Here is a 25,549-nt window from a genome sequence, read left to right as displayed (position 1 = left end):
GGTCAGCACCCACAGGTGGGTGCGGGCGTAGAGGTACTTCTCGGTGTTGTCCGGCGGTTGGGGGAGCAGGCCCCACTGGTTGCGGGCGGCCGGGTCGCGCCGGCTCCGGCGACGTGAGACGGGTGGTTGACCGCTGCCCGCGAGTCGCGTGCTCTCGGTGACAGTCACGTGCTCTACTCCCCCGAAGCCGTCATTGGAATGAACCCTCCCCGCGTGTCGGCCGTTGCCCGGTCGGGCTGCGGGGGACGCGAGGATCGTACGGGACCGATCGCGGCGAATTCGCTCCCCCCTCTTCCGTCGGCCATCCGGAACCGATATCGAGTTCCGATCGTGATGTGCACGGAGGTGCCTGCGGAGCACTTGTGTACGGTTGTCCGCCCAGGTGGGCGAGGACGGTTCGGGGAAGCGTGATGAACAACGAGGTCGGTGGGGCCGGGCGCGCGGCGCGGAGGCTGCGGGCGGTCGCCGCGTTCGGCGCGGTCGCCGCGCTGCTGGCCGGGTGCAGCGGCCCGGTCGGGGCGCTGGAACAGCCGCCGGCCGCCACCGCGTCGGCGGTGAGCCTGTGCCCGACCCCGCAGGACCCCTTCCCCAAGCTGGCGTTGGACGGCGGGTCGAAGATCCTCGAACCGAACCCGTGGAACACCGCGGGAACCATCTGCGTGGACCCGGTGGGCGACACCGGGTTCACGGTGTCGCAGATCCGCGACTTCGTCCCGAAGAACCCGCTGGCCCCGGGCGCCTATCCGAACGTCTCCACCGCCCCCGGCGCGAGCGGGCTGCCGGTGCCGGTCAGCGCGCTCGGCGACGCTACGGCCGACTGGGACGCCAACGGCCGGGTGAGCGGCTCCTTCAACCTGTCCTTCGACCTCTGGTACGGCTCCAGTCCGGACAACTGCCTGCCGGGCGAGAGCGCCGAGCTGATGGTGTGGCTGGACGCCACCGACAGCGTGCGCCCGGCCGGGGACAAGGTCACCGACGCCCAGCCGTTCGGGGACGCCGCGTACAACGTGTTCCAGGCGCCGATCACCGGCCCGCACAGCGTGATCAGCTATGTGCGCACCACGCCGACCCACACCACCCGGGGCCTCAACCTGCGGCTGTTCACCGCCGACGCGATGGCCCGCGGGTACGTTCCCAGGGGTTCCTACCTGTGCCGGGTGCAGGCGGGCTTCGAGGTGTGGAGCGGCGGCACCGGTCTGCGCAGCGAGTCCTTCGCCTTCCACAACCGGGTCGGCCTGCCGGTCGGGGAGATCCCGGCCGGGGCGCCCGGGATCTGCCTGCGGCACGGCGGTGGCGGCGCGGCCGGCGGGACGGTGAGCGTCGGGGCCTGCGGCGATCCGGGTTCGTCGACCAACTGGACGGTGGGCAACGACGGATCGCTGCGCGGGGGAGCGGCCTGTCTGGCGCCGGGTGCCGACCGGTCTTCGGTCACGCTGGCCGACTGTACCGGAGCCTCCGGACAGCGCTGGGTGCCCACCGCGGGAGGGCGGTTGATGCACCAGGACTCGGGCCTGTGCCTGGGCACCGCAGGGGGTGCGCTCGCGAACGGCACGGCGGCGCAGCTGCGCCCGTGCGCGGACGTGGTCTCGCAGCGCTGGAGGATCCCGTACAACGGGGTTGGGTGAGACGGCCGTTCGCCGCGGATCCGGTCGGGATCCGCGGTTCCTCCGCGCACCCCCCATGGGCGCGAGGGGGCCGATGCCCTAGCATTCCGGCCATGAGCGATCGACCGGTACCGAGTGGCGAGCCGGGGCAGCCCTACCCGCCACCGCAGCAGGCACCGGCCGGGGGGGCCGCTCCGGCCACCGGTGTGCCACCGCAGCCTCCGAGCGGTGCATTCGGCCCCGCGACCGGCTTCGGGCCACCGCCCGGTGCACCTGCCCAACCACCCCAGCAGATGACGCCCCGTTCGCAGCCGGTACCGCCGGTGCCGCAGCCGGGCGGAGCGGTCCCTGTGCAGCCCGGCCCGGTGGCGCCGCAGCCGCAGCCGCAACCCTTCCCGCCGCAGGCGCAGCCCGTCCAGCCTCAGCAGCCCGGGGGGCAGTGGCAGCAGTCCGGCTTTCCGCCGTCGAACTCCGCGTCGGGCACGCCCGATTGGGAGGCGCTGGCCGAGCGCAACGAGCGGGCCGCCAAGCGCGGCCGCCGGCTCAAGCTGATCGGTGCGGTGACCGCCGTCGTGGTCGTGGCCGGCGCCGGTGCGGGCTTCTGGCTGTACGAGAAGGACAACGGCAAGAAGCCGGGCCCCACCGTCTCGGCCTCGAACGGCCCCTCCTCCTCCACGAGCAGCGCCCCGCCGGTCAAGGGCATCACCAGCCCGCCGACCGTCGGCACCCTGGCGGCCAAGAAGGGCCCGGCGCTGAACCTGGGCGCCGACGCCCAGCCGGGGACGATGAGCGGCTTCTCCGGGCAGGTCCTCAAGCTGCCCAGCGGCCAGGACTCCTTCGCCTCGACCTCGGGCCAGGTCGTCGACGTGAGCAAGAGTTTCACCGTGTCCGCGCGGGTGCTGGTCGACAAGCCCGACGGCAACCGCAGCGCGGTCAGCCAGGGTGACGGCCAGTACTACGCGTACTCGCTGGGGCGGGCCAACAACAACGGGCACGACCAGTGGTACTTCAAGGTCCAGATCCCGGGCGGTGGTTCGGCGATCGCCTGGTCCAAGGCCGACGCGACGGTCAACCAGTGGGTGCTGCTGACCGGGGTGTACGACGACCCGTCGCAAACGCTCACCCTGTACGTCAACGGCGCCCCGCAGTCCTCGTCCAAGTCGGCCGGGGTGCAGCCGTCCGGCAACAACACCCTGCAGGTCGGGCGGCTGAGCTCGAACGGGCAGTGGTCCGACCCCTGGCACGGCGCGGTGGCCGACATCCAGGTGTGGAACCAGGTGCTGCCGGAGGCCGACATCGTCAAGATCGTGGCGGGCCCGAGCTCGCCCCCGTCGGTCCCGCCGACCGGCGCCTGGCTGAACGGCTGAGCCGGCCCGGGGCCGATCGCCCCGGGGCCCGTCCGGCCCGAGAACGTCGAGCCGCCGCCCCGCACCGCCACGGCAGTGCGGGGCGGCTGACGCACGCCCCGGAGCGTGTCGCGCCCCGGGGGCGCATCCGGACGCAGAGCCCCAGATAGGAGCAGTACTGATGAGCGCGGACGGTCGCTGGATACGGCCCGAGTCCACCCGCAAGCCCGTCCTGGGCCCCGCCGGGGCCCGTTCGGGCGCAGGCGTGGCGCCGGGCGGGCCCGACCGTGCGGCCGCGGTGGTGCCGCCGCCGTCCCCGACCGACCGGCGACGCCGCAAGCCCGGGCTGCCCCGGGTGCCGCAACCGCCCCGCCCGGCGCTGCGGGCCGACTGGCTGCCGCTGCTGGCGGTGCTGCTGTTCCAGGGCGCGCTCTCGTACCACCTGATCGTCAGCAACACGGCCTTCATCGACGAGGGCACCTACATCTACTCCGGGTACCAGGAGATCGCGCACCTGCGGCACGGCACTCCGGTGTCGACGTACGAGACCTTCTTCTCCGGCTCCCCGCTGATCTACCCGGTGGTCGTCGCCGTGGCCGACTTCGTCGGCGGCCTGAACGGCGCCCGGCTGCTCAGCCTGGCGTTCATGCTCTCCGCGACCGTGGCCGTCCACCTGGCGACCCGGCGGCTGCACGGCTCGCTCGCGGCCTTCTGCGCGGCGGCGGCCTTCGCGGCGCTCGGCCCGACCCAGTTCCTGGGCGGTCTGGCCACCTACGACGCGATGGCGCTGGCGATCCTCGCCTGGGCCGGCTACCTGGCGGTGCGGCTGACCACCGGGGGCGGGTACCCCAGCCTGGTGGGGTCCGGGCTGCTGCTGGCCCTGGCGGGCGCGACCAAGTACGCCGCGCTGCTGTGGGTGCCGGTGGTGTGCGGCATCGCGGTGCTGGCCGGGACGGGCGGCCCGGTGCGCGCCTGGGCGCGCTGGCGGCGCGGGCTGCTGCTCCTGCTCACCTTCGTGGTGGCCGTCGGCGCCGCGGCCCTGGCGGCCGGTCAGCGGTACGTCGACGGCTTCAACCACACCACGCTCCAGCGCGCACCGGGCCACGACGCGTACTCCTATGTGGCGGGGGAGGCCGCCCGCTGGGTGGGCCCGCTGCTGGTGGTGGCACTGCTCGGGGTGCTGGCGCAGCTCGTGCGGGCGCGCCGGAGCGGCGGCGCGGCCTGGACGGAGTTCTGGCTGGCGGTGCTGCTGCTGGTGGCCGGCCTGTTGGCACCGGTGAACCAGATCCGCATCCACACCTGGCTGTCGCTGCAGAAGCACGTGGACTTCGGTGCCTGGTTCTCGTGCGTCGTGGTCGGCGCGATCCTGGCCCGCGCGGTGCTGTGGCTGCGGGGCCGCTTCCACGTCACGGCCGGGATCGTGGCCGCCGCGTTGCTGGTGGGGCCGCTGGCCTGGGAGGGCGCGGCCCAGGGCCGGGAGATGTTCGGCGAATGGTCGAACTCGAAGGAGTTCGTCGCCGCGCTGGAGCCGTACATCGTCAAGGGTGACGACCGCTACCTGGTGGAGAACTACAACGTCCCCGCCTACTACCTGCGCAAGCGGAGCAACTGGCAGCAGTGGCACGACCTGGTGGCGGTGTTCCGCCGGGACCCGGCCACCGGCCAGATGCAGAACGGGGTGCCCGCCATCCAGGCCGGGATCGAGGCGCACGAGTGGAAGGTGGTGGTCCTGGACTTCACCCAGACCGGCGCCACCGACCGGGCGATCCAGCCGACGCTGAAGGCCGCCGGGTACCGGGTGGCCACCGTGGTGCAGAGCGGTGAGCACGGCCGTTACACCGTCTACGTGGCCCCCGGGTACGACAAGCGGCCGTGACGGTCGGGCACGCGCCGGTTCAGAACGCCATGGTGTAGACCATCAGGTCCATCCCCGGGAAGGGCGCCCAGTCGCGGTCGGGGGTGCGGCGGAAGCCGACGCGTTCGTAGACGCGGTGGGCGGTGGTCATCTCCGGGCGGGTGGAGAAGGCCATGCCGGCCAGGCCGACTTCGCGGCTGCGGGTGACGGAGGCGCGGACCAGGGCCTCGCCGACGCCGCGGCCGCGGGAGGCGGCGGCGGTGGCGAGCATCCGTATCTCGCCCTCGCGCGGGGTGGCGATGTCGGCCCACTCGGTGCCGCCGACGGCGAAGGTCACGCAGCCGAGGACCCGTTCGTCCGCCGCGTCGACCGCGACCAGGAGTTCGGCCTCCCGGGACCGGCGCCCGGCGTCGCGCAGCAGGTCGACGTAGCTGCCGGCCGGGTCGGTGAAGCCGTCGCCGACGAAGGCGTCGACGGTGATCCGGCCGGCCTCTTCGAGGTCCTGGGGGAGGGCGTGGCGGATGAGGTAGTCCATCGGGCCAGTGTGCCGGAGCCCTGGGGGGCCTTGGATCCGGGGGGCTCTCGGTGGTCCCGGGAAGGGGATGCCGGGAGGGTGGCCGGGTCGGCGGAGGGGCGCAATGAGGCGGCGGGCAGGGTGCCGTACAGCCGGTCGGCGCGGTCGGGGTCGGCCGGGTAGCCGCCGGCGCGGTGGTGGTTGTCGCGGCCGGCGGCGGGGCCGCGGGAGAGTTCGCGGCCGATCAGGGTGCCGAGCAGGCCGAAGCCGCCGACCGCGCCGACCAGGCCGAGTGCGCTGGCGAGGGTGTCGCTGTCCATGGCCACCACTGTGGCCGGGCGGCCCGGGTGCCCACGAGTGGCAGGAATGCCGGGTTCCGTCGAAATCCTGCCAGGTCGGCCCTTCCCCGGGGCGGGACCGGCGGGGCATCCTGGGCGGCATGCTGAAGAACGTGGTCGCGGTGGTGCTGGAGGAGGTCCACCCCTTCGAACTGGGGGTGGCCTGCGAGGTCTTCGGCCTGGACCGGACCGCGGACGGGCTGCCGGGGTACGACTTCGCGCTGGCCGGCGCCCGGCCCGGGCCGCACGCGACCCACTCGGGCTTCGCGGTGGACGTCCCGTACGGCCCGGAGCGTCTCGCCGGGGCGGACCTGGCGGTGGTCACCGCCTCGGCGATCCGCCCGCACTACCCGGAGCCACTGCTGGAGGCGCTGTGCGCGGTGGTGGCGGACGGCGGCCGGGTGCTGTCCATCTGCAGCGGCGCCTTCGTGCTGGGCGCCGCCGGGCTGCTGGACGGCCGCCGGTCCACCACCCACTGGCGGCACAGCGACGAGCTGGCCGAGCGCTTCCCACGGACGGTGGTCGAGCCGGACGTGCTGTACGTGGACGACGACCCGGTGATCACGTCGGCCGGTACGGCGGCCGGCATCGACGCCTGCCTGCACCTGGTGCGCAAGGCGCAGGGCGCCGAGGTGGCGCGGGGCATCGCCCGCCGGATGGTGGTGGCGCCGCACCGGGAGGGTGGGCAGGCGCAGTTCGTGAACCGCCCGCTGCCGGAGGGCGGCGGCGACTCGCTGGCCCCGCTGCTGGACTGGATGCGCCACCACCCGGACCAGGAGACGAGCGTCGAGCAGCTGGCCGCCCGGGTGCACATGTCGCCGCGCACCTTCGCCCGGCGCTTCCAGCAGGAGACCGGCACCACCCCGCACCGCTGGCTGGTGGGGCAGCGGGTGCTGCTGGCCCAGCGGCTGCTGGAGTCGACCACCGAGTCGGTGGACGCGATCGCCGAGCGCTGCGGCTTCGGCAGCGCGGCGGCGCTGCGGCACCACTTCGGGCGCCGGCTGGGCACCACGCCGCTGGCCTACCGGCGCTGCTTCGGGGGCGGGTGACGGGCAGTCAGTCCGTTGCGGCGGCGAGGTGGTCGACGCTGTTCCAGCCGTCCGGCCGCAGCCGCCCCTCCTGGGAGCGCCAGAGGCTGGTGGAGCAGTTGTGCACCGGTCCCAGTGCGGTGAGCTGCTGCTCGGTGAGCCGGTCAAGCGCGTAGCGCAGCATCAGCACCGTGCAGTCGTGGGCGACCAGCAGGACGGGCCGTCCGGCCTCCTCCTCGCAGACGTCCCGCAGCAGGCTGCGCACCCGCAGGGCGACGTCGGCCCAGGACTCGCCGCCGGGCGGGCGGTAGTACAGCTCGCCCATCTTGCGCCGCCGGGCGGCCTCCTCCGGGTGCTTGGCCTCGATGGCGGCCTTCGGCAGCATCTCCAGGACGCCGAGTTCGCGGTCGCGCAGCCGCTCGTCGTAGCGGACGGCCAGGGTGACGGGCACGGCGCCGAGCCCGGCGGCCTGGGCGAGCGCGATCCGGGCGGTCTCGGCGGTGCGCACGTACGGGGAGCACCAGACGCTGCGCGGCCGGTCGCCGCTGGGCAGGGCGGCCCACCACCGGCCGAGCGCCTGGGCCTGCTGCTGGCCGCGCAGCGACAGCGGGATGTCGGCGTCGCGGCAGCTGATCGGGACGCTGAGCGCGCCGGCGGCCTCGGCCAGCTGGAACTCGACGTTGGCGGTGGATTCGCCGTGCCGGGTGGCGATCAGGACGGACGGCAGCCGGGTGGCCGCCGCGCCGTTCGTGGCGACGGCGGTCAGGGCGGCGGGCTGGTGCTGGACGGACTTGTGCTGGCCGTTGAGGGTGATGCCGAGTTCTGCCATGGCCGCGAGCTCCCCGTGGGTCGATCAGGTTCCGGCCGGATGCCGGTCCGGTCTGGTGGTGCCCGGCGTGCACGCCTGTTCATACATATGATCGCGCCGCCTCCTCCAGTGTTGACGGAGAAGGCGGCGCGATCACAGGGCGCGTGCACGGCCAATCAGTGCGCCGCTACGGGCTCCGGCGCGTTCTCCAGCTCGTCGTCGCCGGCCTCGGCGCTGTAGTCGGAGGGCTTGGTCTCGTCCGGGCCGTCGGGCGCCTTGACCGCCCGCAGCACCAGGGTGAGCGCCACCGCCACGATCAGGTTGAGCGCGAAGGCGGTCAGGCCGATGTAGCCGATCTCGCCGATGCCGGGGATCTCGGCCGCGTTGCCGCCGAAGTGCTTGGTGGCCGGGCTGGCCAGCCCGTACGCCTTCCAGGTGCCGTAGACCATGCCGGCCGCCCAGCCCGCGAACAGCGCCCAGTGGTGGAACCAGCGGGTGAACAGGCCGCCGACGATCGCCACGAAGGTCTGCAGGATCCACAGACCGCCCAGCAGCTGGAGGTTGATCGCGGCCTGCTTGTCCATGCCGAGGACGAAGACCAGGGCGCCGACCTTGACCAGCAGCGAGACCAGCTTGGCGATCCGGGTCTCGTCGGCGGGGGTGGCGGCGGGCTTGAGCCACTCCTTGTAGACGTTGCGGGTGAACAGGTTGGCCGCCGCGATGGACATGATGGCGGCCGGTACCAGCGCGCCGATCCCGATCGCGGCGAAGGCCACACCGGTGAACCAGTCCGGGAACATGCTCGCGAACAGCTGCGGCACCGACAGCTGGGAGTTGTAGCCCTTGACGCCGCTGCCCACCCCCGCCGCGATCGCCATGAAGCCGAGCAGCGCCAGCAGGCCGAGCATCAGCGAGTACGCGGGCATGATCGCCATGTTGCGGCGCACGGTGTTGCGGGACTTGGAGGCCAGCACGCCGGTCACCGAGTGCGGGTACATGAACAGCGCCATCGCCGACCCCAGCCCCAGCGTGGCGTACGTCCACTGCTTGTTGTCCGGGAGGGTCAGCCCGCCGGCCTTGGCCTGCTTGAAGTGGTCGGCGGCCGCGCCGAAGATGTGCCCGTAGCCGCCGAGGCGGAGCGGGATGTAGATCACCGCGACGATGATCACGATGTAGACCAGGGCGTCCTTGACGAAGGCGATCAGCGCCGGGGCGCGCAGGCCCGAGGAGTAGGTGTAGGCGGCCAGCACGCCGAAGGCGAGGAACAGCGGCAGGTCCTTGACGAACCAGTTGGCGTTCTCCCCGCCGCCGACGCCGAGCACGTCCAGCACCGCCTGGATGCCGACCAGCTGCAGGGCGATGTACGGCATGGTGGCCAGGATCCCGGTCAGCGCGACGACCAGGGACAGCGGCCGGGAGCCGTAGCGGCCGCGGACGAAGTCGGCCGGGGTCACGTAGCCGTGCACCCGGGAGACCGACCAGAGCCGCGGCAGGAACAGGAAGACCAGCGGGTAGGCGATGATCGTGTACGGCACCGCGAAGAAGCCCGCCGCGCCGGTCGCGTAGACCGCCGCCGGGACGGCCACGAAGGTGTACGCGGTGTAGAGGTCACCGCCGAGCAGGAACCAGGTCACCCAGGTCCCGAAGCTGCGCCCGCCCAGGCCCCACTCGTCCAGGTGCGCCGCGTTGTCCGCGCGGCGCCAGCGCGAGGCGAGGAAGCCCATCGCGGTGACGAGGAGGAAGAACAGCACGAAGACCACGAGGGCCGGCACGTTGACGTCCTTCATCGCGCACCGCCGTTCCGGGCCGCCTTGCGGGCCTTCTCGTCCCGGTTGATCAGCAGGTAGGCGGCGACCGTGAAGACGGCCGACACCGGCACCCAGAGCAGCTGGTACCAGTAGAAGAAGGGCATCCCGGCCACCGCCGGATCGGGCTTGTCGTACGAGGAGACCCAGAGCATCGCGACGATCGGCACGAGCAGGGCGAGCCCGGCCAGCACCCGCTCGGGGGTCACCGCCGGGACGGGGGCCCCGGCTGGCTCGGGCATGACAGCTTTGTCGGGGGCTTGGTCAGAGGGCATCTTCGGCTCCGCTCCGGAGGGGTCTCCCCGTCGGCGCCGCAGCCCCCGGAAGCGCCGCGCACGCCCGCGAGCCCGCCGAGCAGCACCATCGGTGATCAGCAGTCAGTACGGCTGCGCAATCTAGAGCATGGAGTGATCCATGTCACCGGATTGGCGCAACTTTCCGCCATCCGGACACTGCTATTCGCCCGCTCGCCTCCGGTCCGCTCCGGGCCCGGTGCCGACGCTCGTCGCTCCGGCGCTCGTTCCTCGCTTGTCGCTTCTCCCTTTCGGCACCGGCGCGGCCCTTCGGCTCGGGGCGGTGACTCGCCCGCTCGCCTCCGGGTCGCACCGGCGCGGCCCTTCGGCTCGGGGAAGCGAACGGGCACCGGCGCGCGGGTCGTGCGCGCCGGTGCCCGTGGTGGAACGAGGGGGTGCGGCTACTCCGGACGCTTCAGCCGGGTGATGAACTTGTAGCGGTCGCCGCGGTAGATCGAGCGGACCCACTCCACCGGGTCGCCCTCGCCGTCGAAGGAGTGCCGGGAGAGCTGGAGCATCGGCAGGCCGAGGTCGGAGCCGAGCAGCCCGGCCTCGCGCGGGTTGGCGAGGGTGGTCTCGATGGTCTCCTCGGCCTCGGCCACGGTGACCCCGTAGACCTCGCGCAGCGCCGCGTACAGCGAGTTGTGCTTGGCGAGGTTGCGCCGCAGCGAGGGGAAGCGCTTGGCGGAGAGGTGGGCGACCTCGATGGCCATCGGGTCGCCGTTGGCCAGGCGCAGCCGCTCGATCCGCAGGACCCGGCCGCCGGGCTTGATGTCCAGCAGCGGGGCGAGCCGGTCGTCGGCGGTGATGTAGCCGATCTCGATCAGCCGGGAGGTGGGCTCCAGGCCCTGGGCGCGCATGTCCTCGGTGTAGGAGGTGAGCTGCAGCGCCTGGGCGACCTTGGGCTTGGCGACGAAGGTGCCCTTGCCCTGGATGCGCTCCAGCCGGCCCTCGACGACCAGTTCCTGCAGGGCCTGGCGGACGGTGGTGCGCGAGGTGTCGAACTGGGCGGCCAGCGCGCGCTCGGGCGGGACCGGGGTGCCCGCGGGCTGGGTCTCGGTGAGCTGGAGGAGGTGGCGCTTGAGGCCGTAGTACTTGGGGACGCGCGCGGTCGGATCGGCGCTCTGCGTCGGGAGGTTCCTCACCTCGGGGTCGTCGGCCTGGGCTGTGGTTCCCCCGTCGCTGCTCATCGGACCTGTTCTCCCGCTTCTCGCGGGGCCTTCTACCGCCCCGCCACATCGTTAACGGACCACATCGTTGCATGTATGGCTGCGGAACGAATACCTCATCACGCGATGAACGATGTGCGGTGTCGGCTTGATAACGGGTGGTCGAGTTCCGTCGAACAGCCGTTGACAGGCCCATTGGTCTAGGCCAAGCTCCAGGCATCTGGTCTACACCACTAGGCCGGTATCGATGAATCCCCCACCCGCTCGAAGGGGTCCGCGGCACCAGTCCTCCCGCTTTGCGTGGGTATGCCGCTACCGCCCGACGGGGGTAACCCAGGCATCCCTCAGGAGGATGGCGTGAAGCGTCAGCTCATCGCGGCGGTCGGCGTCGCAGCAATGGTCGTCGGTCTCGCGGCTTGTGGCTCGGACGGCAAGAAGGACGGTGACTCGAAGGCGTCCTCCACGTCCGCCGACAGGTACAAGGGCAAGACGCTCAAGGTGTGGACGATGACCGGCTCCGCCCCCAAGGGCTGGACCGACTCGGTCAAGAGCGAGTTCGAGACCACCTACCCGGGCTCCAAGGTCGACTTCCAGACCCAGGAGTGGACCGACATCGGCCCGAAGATCACCGCCGCGCTGTCCGAGGGCTCCGTCGACGTCCTGGAGCTGGGCAACACCCAGACCTCCGGCTACGCCGCCACCGGCGGTCTGCTCGACCTCACCAAGGACAAGTCCGCGCTGGGCGGCGACGGCTGGGCCGCCAACCAGAACGAGGCCGCGATGCTGGACGGCAAGCAGTACGCCGCCCCGTGGTGGGTCTCCAACCGCGTGGTCGCCTACAACAAGGACCTCTGGAAGGCCGCCGGCCTGACGGACGCGCCGAAGACCCTGGACGAGTTCTACACCGACCTGGACAAGCTGAAGGCCACCCCGGGCGTCGCCGACCCGATCTACCTGCCGGGCCAGGAGTGGTACACCTACTTCGGCCTGCTCACCGGCGAGGGCGGCAAGATCGCCAAGAAGGACGGCGACAAGTGGGTCGGCGGCCTGGAGTCGCCCGAGGCGCAGCGGGCCTTCGAGACCTACAAGAAGCTGCAGAGCTACTCGGCCACCGGTCCGAAGGACAAGGACGAGGCCACCCCGCAGCAGAAGGACGTCTTCGCCAAGGGCAACGTCGGCGCCATGATCGCCCTCGGCTGGGAGCTGCCGGCCGAGAAGGACATGCCGAAGGACAAGATCGGCTTCTTCCCGCTCCCGGGCAAGACCGCCGACAAGCCGTCCGGCGTCTTCATCGGTGGCTCGAACCTCGCGGTCGCCGCGCAGAGCAAGAACACCGACATGGCGAAGGACTTCCTGAAGATCGCCCTCGACGACAAGAACGAGGGCCTGGTCGCCGCGGCCGGGAACATCCCGAACAAGCCGGCCCTGAACAGCCAGCTCACCGGTGACTTCGCGAAGGCCGCCCAGGCCGCCACCGCGGTCGGCGGGATCACCCCGAACACCCCGAACTGGGCCAGCGTCGAGAACAAGCCGAACCCGATCAAGGACTTCCTGACCGCGGCCCTCCAGGGCGGCGACTACGCGGCCACCGCGAAGAAGTACGACGACGAGATCGCCAAGCGGCTCAACGAGAAGAACTAAGCACTGTGAGCGGCGTCGCTCACCGGCCCCGGCGGGGGGCCGGTGGGCGGCGCCATCCGTCGTGGCCGGGTTGTGAGGAAGTGAGAACGATGGCTGTGCATTCGGAGCGGGTGCAGGCACCGTCCCCGGGGTCAGGGGTGGCCGTTGTGGCCGAGATCGACACCAGTGCCGCCGGCGGCGGGGCCGAGGGCACCACGCCGAAGCGCACCAGATCGGCGGGGGGACCGGGCATCGGCTCCCGCCTCGCCCCGTACCTGCTGCTGCTGCCGGCCACCGTGGCGACCCTCGCCCTGCTGGGCTGGCCGCTGCTGAAGACCGTCCTGCTGTCGTTCCAGAACCTCAACCGGCGCCAGCTGGTCATGCATCTGACCGAGTGGACCGGCTTCGACAACTACAAGGAGCAGCTGACCGACCCGGACTTCTGGGCGGTCACCGGGCGCACCGTCGCCTTCACCCTGATCAACGTGGTGCTGATCATGATCGGCGGCACCCTGATCGGCCTGCTGCTCAACCACCTCGGCAAGAAGATGCGCCTGGCGCTGTCGATCGCGCTGCTGATGGCCTGGGCCATGCCGGTGGTCGCCGCGACCACCGTCTACACCTGGCTGTTCGACCAGCAGTGGGGTGTCGTCAACTGGCTCCTGGACCAGCTGGGTTGGCACTCGATGGCCGACTACAACTGGATGAGCGACGAGTACTCGACCTTCTTCGTCGTCATCCTGCTGGTCGTCTGGATGTCGATCCCCTTCGTGGCGTTCAACATGTACGCCGGTCTGACCACCGTCCCCAAGGAGCTCTACGAGGCCGCCAGGATGGACGGCGCCGGCTCCCTCAAGATCTTCAGCTCGGTGATCTTCCCGAACCTGAAGCCGTTCTTCCTCGCCACGACCTTCCTCGAAGTGATCTGGGTGTTCAAGTCCTTCACCCAGGTCTACGCGATCAACGGCGGCGGCCCCGAGAACCTCACCCGGACCCTGCCCGTGCACGCCTTCCTGGAGGGCTCGGGCAGCCAGCACTACGGCGTCGGCGCCGCGATCGCGGTGCTCACCATCCTGATGCTGGGTGCGCTGATGGCCTACTACTTCCGCATCATGATCAAGCAGGAGGACGAGCTGTGAGGCGCTCTCTCTTCGGACGTACCTGGCCGAACGTGATCGCGGTCGTCCTCATCGTCTTCTTCGTCTTCCCCGTCTACTGGATGATCGCGACCGCGTTCAAGCAGGACCGCGACATCATCAGCAAGACGCCGGTCTTCATTCCCTTCGACGCGACCTTCGACCACTTCGGCACCGCGGTCGACGCGCCGGACTTCTGGACGTACGTCACCAACAGCGTCACCGTGACCGTCGGGGCGGTGGTGATCTCCCTGGTGATCGCGACCCTGGCGGCCTTCGCCGTCGCCCGGATGAAGTTCCGCGGCCGCAAGGCCTTCGTGCTGGTCATCATGATGGCGCAGATGGCGCCCTGGGAGGTCATGACCATCGCGGTCTACATGATCTCCCGCGACAACGACATGCTGAACAGCCTGCTGCCGCTGACCCTCTTCTACATGATGATGGTCCTGCCCTTCACGATCTGGACGCTGCGCGGCTTCATCGCCGCGGTGCCGAAGGAGCTGGAGGAGTCGGCCATGGTGGACGGCTGCACCCGCACCCAGGCCTTCGTGAAGGTGATCTTCCCGCTGCTGGCCCCCGGCCTGATGTCGACCTCGTTGTTCGGCTTCATCACGGCGTGGAACGAGTTCCCGCTCGTTCTGATCGTCAACAAGGAGCAGGGCAAGACGCTCCCGCTGTGGCTGTCCTCCTTCAAGACCGCCTTCGGCAACGACTGGGGCGCGACCATGGCGGCCTCCACGATGTTCGCCATCCCCGTGCTGATCCTGTTCGTCTTCCTGCAGCGCAAGGCGGTCGGCGGTCTGACCGACGGCGCCGTGAAGGGCTGAGCCACCGTGAGCATCCTCGTACCCACCGCCCCGGCCAGCGACCAGCTGCACCGGGACGCCCTGACCGTCCTGCAGCCCGGCTTCGTCGGCACCGAGCCACCGGACTGGCTGCGCCGCCACCTGGCCGCCGGGCTCGGCTCGGTCGCGCTGTTCGACCGCAACGTGGTCGACCTCGATCAGCTCTCCGCGCTCACCCGGGCGCTGCGCGCGGAGAACCCCGACCTCCTGATCGCGATCGACGAGGAGAGCGGCGACGTCACCCGGCTGGAGGCCGGCTCCGGCTCCTCCTGGCCGGGCAACCTCGCCCTCGGCGCGATCGACGACCCGGCGCTGACCCGGGACGTCGCCCGCGAGCTGGGCCGGGCGCTGGCCGCGGCCGGCGTCAACTACAACTGGGCGCCCACCGCGGACGTCAACTCCAACCCGCGCAACCCGGTGATCGGCGTCCGCTCCTTCGGCGCCGACCCGGAGCTGTGCGCCCGGCACACCGCCGCCTGGGTGGAGGGCCTGCAGTCGGCCGGCGTGGCCGCCTGCTCCAAGCACTTCCCCGGCCACGGCGACACCGCGGTGGACTCGCACCACGGCCTGCCGGTCATCGACGTCGACCTGGACGTGCTGCGCGCCCGCGACCTGGTGCCGTTCCGGGCCGCCATCGCGGCCGGCACCAAGGCGGTGATGACCGCCCACATCATGGTCCCGGCGCTGGACCCGAAGCTGCCGGCCACCCTGAGCCCGACCGTGCTGCGCGACCTGCTGCGCGCCGTCCCGGCCGACGGCGGCCTCGGCTACCAGGGTCTGATCGTCAGCGACGCGATCGAGATGGGTGCCATCGCCGACACCTTCGGCATGGGCGAGGGCACCGTGCTCGCGCTGGCGGCCGGCGCGGACGCGATCTGCGTCGGCGGCGGGCTGGCCGACGAGGAGACCGTGCTGATGCTGCGCGACGCCATCGTGGCGGGCGTGCGCTCCGGCGGGCTCGGCGAGGAGCGGCTGGCGGACGCCGCCGACCGGGTCCGGGCGCTGGGCAGCTGGGGCCGGATCGCGGCCCAGGGCGAGCAGCCCGAACCGGACCTCGCGGTGGGCCTGCGGGCCGCCCGCCGGGCGCTGAAGGTGGTCCGGGCGCCGGGCCGCGAGGTGCTGCCGGTGAGCGAGCGCCCGTACGTGGCCTCGTTCTCGGACGAGCCGAACATCGCGGTCGGCGACGTGACCCCGTGGGGCGTGGCCGGGATGCTGGCCGACCGGTTCCCGGGCACCCGCACCCGCGAGGTGTCGGCCGCGGAGGCCGCGCCGGAGCTGCTGGACGCGCTGGTCGCCGAGGTGGTGGCCGGGGCCGAGGGCCGACGCCTGGTGCTGGTGGTGCGGGACGCGCACCGGCACGCCTGGATGGCCGCCGCGCTGAGCCGCCTGGTGGCGGCCCGGCCGGACGCCGCGGTGGTCGAGATGGGGCTGCCCCAGTCCGAGCCGGTGGGCGCGCTGCACATCGCCACCCACGGCGCCGCCCGGGTCTGCGGGCTGGCGGCCGTGGAGGTGCTCACCGGGCAGCCGGGAGCGATCGGCTGAACCGTGCGGGGAGGCGTCACCGGCCGGGTCCGGGAGGCGTCGGCCGACGGGCCCGTCATGCGCATGTCGCATGGCGGGCCCGTCCCGTTCTCCGGGCTGTCGGCCCGCGTTCCCACCCTGTGACCGTGTTCCCTCAAGAGGGTCTTAAATCCACCTTAAGTTCGACTTAGGGTGACAGGCCGACGACCGATCGCCACCGAATCGCGACGGGGTGCAACGGAACGGCAACGGCCTTGGAAGGAAGGGGAGTTGGGCGTTGACACCGCCGTTGGTCTAGGCCAAAGTCCACTCCGTTCCCTCCCGGCACCGCCCTCGGCCCTAGCACCTCGGAGAATGACGTGACGAAGCGTCAGTTCGTGTCCGCATTCGGAATCATGGCCCTGGCGGTCGGGCTGACGGCCTGCTCCTCGTCCGGATCACCCTCGGGTGACAAGAGCGCCGCCGCGGATCCGAAGGCCGCCACCGGCACCGTCACCGTCTGGCTGATGGACGACGCCCAGAAGAACTGGCCCGACCTGGTCCAGCGGGTCAACGACGAGTTCGCGGCCAAGTACCCGGGCGTCAACCTCAAGCTGGTCTACCAGGGCTGGGCCGACAAGGTCGGCAAGCTCGACAAGGCCCTCGCCGACGGCAGCGCCCCCGACGTCGTCGAACTCGGCAACACCGAGACGATGAAGTACGTGCTCTCCGGCGCACTCGCCCCGGTGGACCGCACCACCTTCGACAACTCCGACAGCTGGATCAAGGCGCTCGCCAACACCTGCACCTACCAGGACAAGCTGTGGTGCGTGCCGTACTACGCCGGCGCCCGGGTCGCCATCTACAACTCCTCCGCCTTCCAGCAGGCCACCGGCAGCACCGAGTTCCCCAGGACCGAGAACGACCTGCTGACCGCCCTGGACAAGATCTCCGACCGGAACAGGAGCGACCGGACCTTCTCCCCGCTCTACCTGCCCGGCCCGTACTGGTACGCCGCGATGAGCTACGTGGCCGCGTACGGCGGCAGCGTCGCCAAGTTCGACAGCTCCGGCAACTGGCACGGCACCCTGCACGACGCCAAGTCCCAGCAGGGCATCGGCCACTTCGTCGACCTGGTCCGCAAGTACAACAAGGGCGACCTCACGCAGAACGAGCAGGACCAGTACGTGGCGATGGCCCGCGGGCACGCCGCGTCCTTCTACGGCAACGGCTTCGAGGCGGCCGGCGTCACCGCGCCGGGCACCGGTGACCCGGGCCTCAAGGACGCCGTCAAGGTGGCCACCATGCCCGGCCCGGACGGCAAGCCGCTGCCGACCTTCATCGGCGGCTCCGACCTCGCCGTCACCGCCAAGTCCAAGCAGCTGGCGCCGGCCACCGACTGGATCCGGATGTTCACCAGCTCCAGGTCCGAGCAGGCGCTCGCCGACAAGGACATCCTGCCGAACAACCTCAACCAGCTGAACCCGCTGAAGAACAAGCCCACCACCGCCGCCGCGGCCAACGCCGTCCCGGACGCCTGGTTCACCCCGCTGGCGCCCGGCTGGGGCGCGGTGGAGAAGCAGAAGATCATCCCCGACATGCTGACCGCGATCCTCAAGGGCAAGCCGGTGGACCAGGCCACCAAGGACGCCGACGCGGCGATCGACCAGCTGATCAACAACCCGTCCTGACGGGCCGCGCACCGCACCGCCGAGCGCCCCCGCCCCTCCCCCCCCCGCCTTCCGGGAGGCGGTGGTTCGGGGGTGCCGCGCCGGGGGCGCGCTCGTAGGATTGCCCGCGAAGAACCGCAGCGAGTGTGCGGACTCGCCGCCGTAGAGGTCCCCGTCTGGCAGCCCGCCCGGGCGGGGTCGACCCATCTCATCGGAGGCACCCAGATGTCCGACCCGCAGACCGGTTCCGTCCCCGGCCGGATCATGGCGGCGGAGATGGCCGAGCAGCCGGCCGTCCTCCAGCGCATCCTCGACGAGGGAGCGCCGAAGATCCGCGAGATCGCGGCCGGGATCGCCGCCCGCAGCCCCCGCTTCGTCCTGCTCACCGCGCGCGGCACGTCCGACAACGCGGCGCTCTACGCCAAGTACCTGATCGAGATCCTGCTCGGCAGGCCGGCCGGCCTGACCTCGATGTCCACCACCACCGCGTACGGCGCCAAGCCGGACCTCACCGACGTCCTGGTGATCACCGTCAGCCAGTCCGGGGGCTCGCCGGACCTGGTGGCCTCCACCAAGGCGGCCCGCGAGGCCGGGGCGATCACCCTCGCCGTCACCAACAACCCCGACTCCCCGCTCGCCGAGGTCTCCGAGTTCCACATCGACGTGCTGGCCGGCCCGGAGAAGGCGCTGCCGGCCACCAAGACCTACACCGCCGAACTGCTGGCGCTCTACCTGCTGGTCGAGGGCCTGCGCGGCGGGGACGGCTCGGCCGCCAAGGAGCTGCCGGGCCTGGCCGCCGGCGTGCTGGCCCGCCACGCCGAGGTGAGGGCGCTGGCCGAGCGCTACCGCTTCGCCCAGCGCCTGGTGATCACCTCGCGCGGCTACGGCTACCCGACCGCCCGGGAGGCGGCGCTCAAGCTGATGGAGACCACGTACATCCCGGCCACCCCGTTCTCCGGCGCCGATCTGCTGCACGGCCCGCTGGCCATGGTGGACAACGTCTCGCCGGTGATCGCGGTCGTCCCGGACGGCAGGGGCGGCGAGGCCCTCCAGCCGGTGCTGGACCGGCTGCGCGGGCGAGGCGCGGACCTGGTGGTGATCGGCCAGCAGGCCCAGGTGGACGCCGCCTCGGCGGGCTTCGCACTGCCGGCCGGCGTGCCGGAGGAGGTCCAGCCGATCCTGGAGATCCTGCCGCTGCAGCAGCTGGCCTACGAGGTCACCATCGCCCGCGGCCAGGACCCGGACGCGCCGCGCGCCCTGGCCAAGGTCACCGAGACCCACTGAGGGGGAGCGGGGCCACTCGCCCTCCCGCCTCAGGCAACGGAACCGGCTCCCTGTCCACAGGCTGTGGACAGGGAGCCGGTTCCGTGAGCGGCGGAACGTGGTTCGGGGGAGGGCCGCGAACACGGGCCGGAAAGCACTACGGGCCACGGCGCCGACACGGGACCCTCAACCCGTGCGGCACCGCAGCCCGGAGCTGTCGTCGGGCACCGGTGTCGATCGAGGACTGTGCGGGGTCCTCGATCGGTGGCGTCCGACCGAGGAGAAGCCGCGCGCGGTCAGGGCAGTTGCGCGGGGGCCTCTCCTTGGTGCCCTCCCATTGTGGACTAGACCAATCCGGGTTGTCCAGGCCTCCTGGCAAATTGGTCTAAACAACTTCGGACAGTCGTCCAGCGGCACCGCACGGTCCGCCGAGCCCGCCCCCGGCCGGCGGCGCTACCCTCGCCATGTGCCCTCGCTGAACGAACTCGTCCGCCGCCACACCACCCTGACCGGGGCCGACGTGGAATGGCTCCACATGCTGGTCTCGGAGTGGCAGCTGCTCTCCGACCTCTCCTTCGCCGACCTGGTGCTGTGGATCCCCACCTGGGACGGCATCCGCTACGTCTCGGTGGCGCAGATGCGGCCCAACACCGGGCCCACCTCCTACCAGGACGACATGGTCGGCCACCTCGTCCCGCGCGGGCGCCGCCCGCTGCTGGACGCCGCCTTCGACGAGGGCCGGATCGTGCGCGAGGGCGACCCGGAGTGGCGCGAGGAGGTGCCGGTGCGGGTCGAGTCGATCCCGGTCCGGCGCGAGGGCAAGGTGCTCGGGGTGATCGCCCGCAACACCAACCTGCTGACCGTGCGCACCCCCAGCCGGCTGGAGCTCACCTACCTGCAGAGCGCCTCCGACCTGGCCCAGATGATCGCGGCCGGCAGCTTCCCGTTCCCCGGCGTGGAGCAGGCGGACATGGACGCCGCCCCCCGGGTGGGCGACGGCCTGATCCGGCTGGACGCGGACGGCATCGTCACCTACGCCAGCCCCAACGCCCTCTCCGCCTACCACCGGCTCGGCCTCACCTCCGACCTGGTCGGCAGCCACCTCGGCCGGGCCACCGCGGACCTGGCCCCGCCCTCCCGCTCGGCCGTCCACGAGGCGCTGGTGAAGCTCGCCAGCGGCTGGGCGCCCCGGCAGACCGAGGTGGAGGCGCAGGGCGGAGTGGTGACCCTGCGCGCGATCCCGCTCAAGCCCAAGGGGACCCTGACCGGCTCGCTGGTGCTCTGCCGGGACGTCACCGAGCTGCGCCGGCGCGACCGCGAGCTGATGACCAAGGACGCCACCATCCGGGAGATCCACCACCGGGTGAAGAACAACCTCCAGACCGTCGCCGCCCTGCTCCGGCTGCAGTCCCGCCGGATGGAGTCCGAGTCCGGCCGGGCCGCGCTGGACGAGGCGGTGCGCCGGGTCGGCTCGATCGCGATCGTGCACGAGACGCTCTCCCAGGCGCTGGACGAGCAGGTGGCCTTCGACGAGATCGCCGACCGGGTGCTGGCGATGGCGATGGAGCTGTCCCAGGACGGCCGGGTGGCGACCCGCCGCACCGGCAGCTTCGGCATCCTCTCCGCCGAGGTGGCCACCCCGCTGTCGATGGTGCTGACCGAGCTGCTGCAGAACGCCCTGGAACACGCCTTCGGCCCGACGGCCTCCGGGAACCTGGAGGTGAGCGCGCTGCGCGGACGGGCCCCGGCGACGGGGATGGGCTGGTCGGACAGCTGGAACGGCGGCGCCCGGCCGGAGGAGTACCTGCTGATCACCGTGCAGGACGACGGCCGCGGCATGCCTGAGGGCTTCGACCCGCAGACGGCCGGCAACCTCGGGCTGCAGATCGTCAGGACGCTGGCCACCGGCGAGCTGGGCGGGACCTTCGACATGGTGGCCGGCCCGAACGGCGGGACCAAGGTGATCCTGGAGATCCCGGTGCGTTGATGCGTTGCGGCGCTCGGCAGGGGCGTGCGTTCGGCGGATGCGCCGGGTGCCCGCCCCGTGCGCCGGGTGCGCGGAACCGGCGGCGCGGCACCTGGCGGGCATTCGGGCGCGGGAACAGAAACGAGGCCCTGTCGACCGGGGGGGGTGGGTCGACAGGGCCTCTCAACCCGTTCCGGCCGTCGGGGGGAGTCGGCCGGAACGGGGGCTCTGGGTGGTGCGACACCTGACATGTGCGTTGCACACGGTGAGCGTCACAGCTCCACAATATTGCTCTAAGTGAACAGTATCAAGTGGCTGGACGGTCCTGTGTCGCGGGACCTCGCTGGGCAAGGCCCTTGGTGCGGAAGGCTTCACCAGGAAGTGCAGGGAAGCCTTTGATCATGTGTTGATCGGTACGGCGGTTACTGCTGGTACTACGGCGTGTGACCGGACGCTGCTGATCAGGCGGTGCGGGCGCGGTTGCGGGCGGCACGGCGCTTCATGGCGCGACGCTCGTCCTCGCTCATACCGCCCCAGACGCCGGCGTCCTGGCCGGTCTCGAGAGCCCACTGGAGGCACTGCTCCATCACCGGACAGCGGCGGCACACGGCCTTGGCTTCCTCGATCTGCAGCAGAGCAGGACCGGTGTTCCCGATCGGGAAGAACAGCTCCGGGTCCTCTTCGCGGCAGACAGCGCGGTGGCGCCAGTCCATGGTCGTCCAACTCCTCCTGCCGCGGGGGGTGGCCCGATCGGCATAATCGAATGGCTTGTGAATGTGAACGCTTTCACGAATCCCACAACAGCAAAAGAGACCAAAGGCCCGCCGGGCCCGGGTGGTCTGTGCTGAGGGGGATTCGGCGATTCGAGGGACACTCCGCGGTCGGCGCTCCTGTGGTTCCGGAGTTGCCGTCGCTGCGATGCGTCCCGATCGCCATGTAGAGGTTCGCAAACCTCGGGCTCGGATACAACCCCCTTCGGGGAGGAATTTTTGATTCTTCGGTGTCGCCTAGCTCACAGCCAGTACTTCTATGGAGTGAAGGGGGCTTGTGCGTTCGAGAAGAAGGGCGAACCCCCCTTCCGGTCACACAATCACACGCAGTGCCCGCCGTACGCCTGTGAAACTGACGCGCCTCCGGTCTCCAAGATGGTCCCCGTCGACCTGGAACGGGACCGGTTCCTGGGAAACCAAGGTGAAGTGTCTGACGTCGTGATAGGAGACGACGTGTTTTCCGGACGGGCCGAGCGGCGGGGCGCCGTCGCCCGAAGGCGCGTGCGACCGCAGGATCTGACGGACCGTTCGAGCCGTACCGAACGCCGTCATCCGGGTGACGCCGAAGACGTCCAGATCCGTGTCGAAGGAGGCGAGGGGCGAGGGGTAGACCGGACGGTTGCCGAGGAACGTCCACGGCGAGGTGTTGCTGACTATGGCCAGCACCAGGCCCGGAACGGCTTCGTGGCCCGGGAGTTCGAGCGTCACGGGGCCCGAGCGGCGCTGCTCACGCTGGGTGAAGTAGTGCCGGAGCGCCTGCCCGACGTAGAGCGCGTGGGTGGACTTGCGACCGGCGCGGCGCTGCTCCTCGACCCGGCCGACCACCCCGGCGTCGAAGCCGAGGCCGGCGGTGAAGGTGAACCAGCGGTCGGGCAGCCCCTCGGTCATCGCCTTGCCCAGCCCGATCGGCCGCTCGCGCCCCTGCTCCAGCGCGTTCAGCAGGGCGCCGGTGGCCTCCACCGGGTCGTTGGGCAGGCCGAGCGCGCGGGCGAAGACGTTGGTCGAACCGCCCGGCACCACGGCCAGCCGCGGGACCTTCTCGCCCGGGCCGTGGCACAGCAACCCGTTCACCACCTCGTTGACGGTGCCGTCACCGCCCAGCGCCACCACCAGGTCCACCGTGCCGTCCGCCGCCGCCTCACGGGCCAGGTCGCGCGCGTGGCCCCGGTACTGCGTCTCGGCGACCTCCAGCTTGAGATCGCTGCGCAGTGCGTGGATCAGTACGTCCCTGGTCCGGCCACTGGTGGTGGTGGCCTTGTGGTTCACGACCAGGAGAGCGCGCATGGGGGAAAGCCTACGGGGCGGTACGGACCGAGCGGCGGCTACCCTGCTGGAGTGACCGCAGAATCCTCCGCCCCCGCACCCGCTCGCCCGGTTCCGCTCACCCTGGGCGCCGCCATCACCGCCCTGGAGGGCGCCGCGCTGGCCGTCGTCGGTGTCTCGGACATGGTGTCCGCGCTGTCCGGGCAGGCCAAGCAGCTGGCCCTGAACGAGTTCGGCGGCCTGGTCATCGTGCTGCTCGGGGTGCTGCCGGTGCTGGCCGCCCGGGCGCTGCTCAAGGAGCGCCGCTGGGGCCGCAGCCCGGCCGTGCTGACCAACTCGATCTGCCTGCCGGTCGCTTACTACATGGTCCAGAGCGGCGGCGCGATGATCGCGGTGGGCGTGCTGGTCGGCCTGCTCGGACTGGTGGGCATCGGCGCCCTGCTCAACCCGAAGTCCACGGCGGCGCTCTACGCCCCGCGGGAGGACTGAGCGCTCCGGGGCCGCAGGGAGGCCCCGGAGCGCCCCGGACAGCCGGACGGCCGCCACAGCGGGAGCTGGGCGGCCGTCGGTGTTCCTGCGCGTGGTCACTCCTCCACGAGGAGCTTCTCCCGCAGCTGGGCCAGCGTCCGCGCCAGCAGCCGGGACACGTGCATCTGGGAGATCCCCACCTCGGTGGCGATCTGCGACTGGGTCATGTTCCGGAAGAACCGCAGCACCAGGATCTTCTGCTCGCGGGGCGGCAGTTGGGCCAGCAGCGGCTTGAGCGACTCGCGGTACTCGACGCCCTCCAGTGCCTCGTCGGTGGCGCCAAGAGTGTCCGCCACGGCCGGCGACTCGTCGTCGCTGTCCGGCACGTCCAGGGACAGCGTGGAGTACGCGTTGGCGGACTCCAGGCCCTCCAGCACGTCCTCCTCGGAGATGCCAAGGTGCTCGGCCAGCTCGTGCACCGTGGGGGAGCGGCCGTGCCGCTGGGAGAGCTCGCTGGTCGCCGTGGTGAGCGACAGCCGCAGCTCCTGCAGGCGGCGGGGGACGCGCACCGCCCAGCCCTTGTCGCGGAAGTGCCGCTTGATCTCGCCGACGATGGTCGGCGTCGCGTAGGTGGAGAACTCGACCCCGCGCTCGTGGTCGAAGCGGTCCACCGACTTGATCAGTCCGATGGTGGCGACCTGGGTCAGGTCGTCGAGCGGCTCGCCCCGGTTGCGGAAGCGCCGGGCCAGGTGCTCGACCAGCGGGATGTGCATCCGCACCAGCTGGTTGCGCAGCTCGACGCGCTCCGGGGAGCCCTCGGGCAGCGCGGACAGCCGGACGAACAGCGCGCGGGCGGCTTCCCGGTCCGGCGCGCCGGTGCGGTGCGAGCCCTGGGCTGGCACGGCGCCGTGCAGCTCCGCGGCCTCCTCCGCCGGTTCCGGCGGTTCCGGCAAAGGAGCGGAGGCGGGCGTCGGCTCGGTCGGGTGGCTCATCCGGTGGGCGTCCTTCGGGTGCGCTTCGTCGTTGGCGGCGAGGCCGGAAACGCTCGCCTGGGTCGGTACGGCAGGTCCCGCCGTCGCGAGGCCGGTACGGTCCAGATCACTCACGGCCATTCCCCCGTTCCGTTCCGGGAGCACCGGGGCCGTCGGCCCCGGAATCGTCTCGTTGGTCGTACCGCCCGGGGGCGGTACTGGGAGCCGCCCGTCGGGCCCCGGTAGGGGAACGGCGGACGGCCCTTGCAGGGTGCTGCTCGGTGCCCGTCAGTGAGCGGCGGACCCGCCGCGCTTCTTGTGCAGGCTGATCGACACGGTGTTGTCCTCGGCGACCGAGGAGTCCACCTCGCCGGCCAGCGCGGAGAGCACCGTCCACGCGAAGGTGTCGCGCTCGGGCGCCCTGCCGTCCGTGGTCGGAGCGGCGACGGTCACCTTCAGCGAGTCGCCGACCAGCCGGAACTCGCAGGACAGCACGGAGCCCGGCACCGCCTGCTGGAGCAGGATGGCGCAGGCCTCGTCGACCGCGATCCGCAGGTCCTCGATCTCGTCGAGGGTGAAGTCCAACCGGGCTGCGAGCCCGGCCGTCGCTGTTCGCAGCACGGAGAGATAGGCCCCCGCCGCGGGCAGCCGGACCTCCACGAAGTCCTGAACTCCGAGATCGCTGTCGATCTTGGACACCCTTGCCTCCTGGGTGACGCGCTGAACTTGCTTGGTACCCCCGGAGGGGGGCGTCCTCCGCACCCGGTGCGGGAGTTACTCATGGTAAGGCATTACCACGCAGGGTGGCAGGGCCTTTGCGGGTACTCCGTGCGTCCGTTCAACGGCTTCCGGCGGCCCGGAGTGCCTCGTCGGTGAGCCGGTAGACGGTCCATTCGTCCATCGGCACCGCGCCGAGCGACTTGTAGAAGTCGATCGAGGGCTGGTTCCAGTCGAGCACCGACCACTCCACCCGCGCGTAGCCGCGCTCGACGGCGATCCGCGCCAGCTCCAGCAGCAGCGCCTTGCCGTGGCCGCCTCCGCGGGCCGCGGGGCGGACGTACAGGTCCTCCAGGTAGATCCCGTGGGTGCCGCGCCAGGTCGAGAAGTTGAGGAACCAGACCGCGAAGCCGACCGGCTCGCCGGTGGCGTCGTCCTCCGCGATCAGGCCGAACACCGCCGGGTTGGCGCCGAACAGCGACTCGCGCAGCTGCTCCTCGGTGGCCACCGCCTCCTGCGGGGCCTTCTCGTACTCCGCCAGCTCGCGGATCATGGCCAGGATGACGGGGACGTCGGTGACGACGGCGGTGCGGATCATGC

Annotated in this window: 22 protein-coding genes; 12 read left to right on the top strand and 10 right to left on the bottom strand. The window is 71.5% G+C overall.

The features are described 5' to 3' along the window. Positions 1–410 precede the first annotated feature (410 nt). From BOQ63_RS19290 to BOQ63_RS19280, 3 genes are all read left to right on the top strand, one after another. Positions 411–1,625 carry a ricin-type beta-trefoil lectin domain protein gene (locus BOQ63_RS19290; RefSeq protein WP_072654684.1) on the top strand — a complete coding sequence of 405 codons (1,215 nt, stop codon included), beginning with the start codon at positions 411–413 and terminating at the stop codon, positions 1,623–1,625. 329 nt (positions 1,626–1,954) lie between these two features. Next, positions 1,955–2,971 carry a LamG domain-containing protein gene (locus BOQ63_RS19285; RefSeq protein WP_072654683.1) on the top strand — a complete coding sequence of 339 codons (1,017 nt, stop codon included), beginning with the start codon at positions 1,955–1,957 and terminating at the stop codon, positions 2,969–2,971. 160 nt (positions 2,972–3,131) lie between these two features. Beyond that, positions 3,132–4,826 carry an ArnT family glycosyltransferase gene (locus BOQ63_RS19280; RefSeq protein WP_150475994.1) on the top strand — a complete coding sequence of 565 codons (1,695 nt, stop codon included), beginning with the start codon at positions 3,132–3,134 and terminating at the stop codon, positions 4,824–4,826. 19 nt (positions 4,827–4,845) lie between these two features. Here the strand turns inward: BOQ63_RS19280 and BOQ63_RS19275 are convergent, their stop codons facing one another. Then, positions 4,846–5,340: a GNAT family N-acetyltransferase gene (locus BOQ63_RS19275; RefSeq protein ID WP_072654681.1), complete on the bottom strand. Its 495-nt coding sequence runs from the start codon at positions 5,338–5,340 to the stop codon at positions 4,846–4,848. Positions 5,341–5,758: 418 nt separating this feature from the next. On the opposite strand from BOQ63_RS19275, the gene BOQ63_RS19270 reads away from it, so the two are divergent. Beyond that, a complete protein-coding gene (locus tag BOQ63_RS19270; RefSeq protein WP_030551284.1) occupies positions 5,759–6,706 on the top strand; it encodes a helix-turn-helix domain-containing protein in 948 nt (315 codons plus the stop codon). Between the two features lie 7 nt (positions 6,707–6,713). On the opposite strand, the gene BOQ63_RS19265 is transcribed toward BOQ63_RS19270, so the two are convergent. The 4 genes from BOQ63_RS19265 to BOQ63_RS19250 form a co-directional block, all read right to left on the bottom strand. Next, a complete protein-coding gene (locus BOQ63_RS19265; RefSeq protein ID WP_078867224.1) occupies positions 6,714–7,514 on the bottom strand; it encodes a histidine phosphatase family protein in 801 nt (266 codons plus the stop codon). A 155-nt stretch (positions 7,515–7,669) separates the two neighbouring features. Next, positions 7,670–9,280: a monocarboxylate uptake permease MctP gene (mctP, locus tag BOQ63_RS19260; RefSeq protein WP_072654680.1), complete on the bottom strand. Its 1,611-nt coding sequence runs from the start codon at positions 9,278–9,280 to the stop codon at positions 7,670–7,672. Next, positions 9,277–9,540, bottom strand: coding sequence for a DUF3311 domain-containing protein (locus BOQ63_RS19255; RefSeq protein WP_030282209.1), 264 nt, complete (start codon positions 9,538–9,540; stop codon positions 9,277–9,279). Before BOQ63_RS19255 ends, mctP begins: the two co-directional genes overlap by 4 nt. A gap of 452 nt (positions 9,541–9,992) precedes the next feature. Continuing rightward, positions 9,993–10,781 carry a GntR family transcriptional regulator gene (locus BOQ63_RS19250; protein WP_030282207.1) on the bottom strand — a complete coding sequence of 263 codons (789 nt, stop codon included), beginning with the start codon at positions 10,779–10,781 and terminating at the stop codon, positions 9,993–9,995. A gap of 336 nt (positions 10,782–11,117) precedes the next feature. Between BOQ63_RS19250 and BOQ63_RS19245 the strand changes: the two genes are divergently transcribed. From BOQ63_RS19245 to BOQ63_RS19215, 7 genes are all read left to right on the top strand, one after another. After that, complete coding sequence (locus BOQ63_RS19245; protein ID WP_030282205.1) at positions 11,118–12,401, top strand: extracellular solute-binding protein; 1,284 nt, start codon at positions 11,118–11,120, stop codon at positions 12,399–12,401. An 89-nt stretch (positions 12,402–12,490) separates the two neighbouring features. Next, positions 12,491–13,519, top strand: coding sequence for a carbohydrate ABC transporter permease (locus BOQ63_RS19240; protein ID WP_079183671.1), 1,029 nt, complete (start codon positions 12,491–12,493; stop codon positions 13,517–13,519). Next, a complete protein-coding gene (locus BOQ63_RS19235; RefSeq protein WP_030551290.1) occupies positions 13,516–14,343 on the top strand; it encodes a carbohydrate ABC transporter permease in 828 nt (275 codons plus the stop codon). Before BOQ63_RS19240 ends, BOQ63_RS19235 begins: the two co-directional genes overlap by 4 nt. A gap of 6 nt (positions 14,344–14,349) precedes the next feature. Continuing rightward, a complete protein-coding gene (locus BOQ63_RS19230; protein WP_030551292.1) occupies positions 14,350–15,903 on the top strand; it encodes a glycoside hydrolase family 3 protein in 1,554 nt (517 codons plus the stop codon). Between the two features lie 374 nt (positions 15,904–16,277). Next, entirely contained in the window at positions 16,278–17,552 is a 1,275-nt protein-coding gene (locus BOQ63_RS19225) for an extracellular solute-binding protein (protein WP_072656300.1), read from the top strand. A gap of 204 nt (positions 17,553–17,756) precedes the next feature. Then, positions 17,757–18,815: an SIS domain-containing protein gene (locus BOQ63_RS19220; RefSeq protein ID WP_030282196.1), complete on the top strand. Its 1,059-nt coding sequence runs from the start codon at positions 17,757–17,759 to the stop codon at positions 18,813–18,815. A gap of 445 nt (positions 18,816–19,260) precedes the next feature. Next, positions 19,261–20,781 (top strand): sensor histidine kinase, encoded by a 1,521-nt coding sequence (locus tag BOQ63_RS19215; protein WP_030282194.1) that lies wholly within the window; start codon positions 19,261–19,263, stop codon positions 20,779–20,781. 440 nt (positions 20,782–21,221) lie between these two features. Here the strand turns inward: BOQ63_RS19215 and BOQ63_RS19210 are convergent, their stop codons facing one another. Both BOQ63_RS19210 and BOQ63_RS19205 read right to left on the bottom strand, forming a co-directional pair. Beyond that, on the bottom strand, positions 21,222–21,473 hold the full coding sequence (locus BOQ63_RS19210) for a WhiB family transcriptional regulator (protein WP_014138019.1): 252 nt from the start codon (positions 21,471–21,473) through the stop codon (positions 21,222–21,224). A 369-nt stretch (positions 21,474–21,842) separates the two neighbouring features. Next, the gene (locus tag BOQ63_RS19205) at positions 21,843–22,814 is read right to left on the bottom strand and encodes a diacylglycerol/lipid kinase family protein (protein ID WP_030282192.1); all 972 of its coding nucleotides are present in this window, start codon (positions 22,812–22,814) and stop codon (positions 21,843–21,845) included. Positions 22,815–22,865: 51 nt separating this feature from the next. Between BOQ63_RS19205 and BOQ63_RS19200 the strand changes: the two genes are divergently transcribed. Beyond that, the gene (locus BOQ63_RS19200; protein WP_030282190.1) at positions 22,866–23,282 is read left to right on the top strand and encodes a hypothetical protein; all 417 of its coding nucleotides are present in this window, start codon (positions 22,866–22,868) and stop codon (positions 23,280–23,282) included. 95 nt (positions 23,283–23,377) lie between these two features. Here BOQ63_RS19200 and BOQ63_RS19195 read toward each other — a convergent pair whose 3' ends face one another. The 3 genes from BOQ63_RS19195 to BOQ63_RS19185 all read right to left on the bottom strand — a co-directional run bounded on the left by BOQ63_RS19195 (position 23,378) and on the right by BOQ63_RS19185 (position 25,547). After that, positions 23,378–24,373 carry an RNA polymerase sigma factor SigF gene (locus BOQ63_RS19195; RefSeq protein WP_387722086.1) on the bottom strand — a complete coding sequence of 332 codons (996 nt, stop codon included), beginning with the start codon at positions 24,371–24,373 and terminating at the stop codon, positions 23,378–23,380. A 147-nt stretch (positions 24,374–24,520) separates the two neighbouring features. Continuing rightward, on the bottom strand, positions 24,521–24,931 hold the full coding sequence (locus BOQ63_RS19190) for an ATP-binding protein (protein WP_030282186.1): 411 nt from the start codon (positions 24,929–24,931) through the stop codon (positions 24,521–24,523). A gap of 139 nt (positions 24,932–25,070) precedes the next feature. After that, positions 25,071–25,547, bottom strand: coding sequence for a GNAT family N-acetyltransferase (locus BOQ63_RS19185; RefSeq protein WP_030282184.1), 477 nt, complete (start codon positions 25,545–25,547; stop codon positions 25,071–25,073). Between the last annotated feature and the right edge of the window lie 2 nt (positions 25,548–25,549).

The sequence above is a fragment of the Streptomyces viridifaciens genome, from assembly GCF_001888885.2.
Lineage (GTDB): Bacteria > Actinomycetota > Actinomycetes > Streptomycetales > Streptomycetaceae > Kitasatospora > Kitasatospora aureofaciens.
The sequence above is the reverse complement of the archived record's forward strand: the minus strand, read 5'-3'. Positions and strand labels throughout refer to the sequence as shown.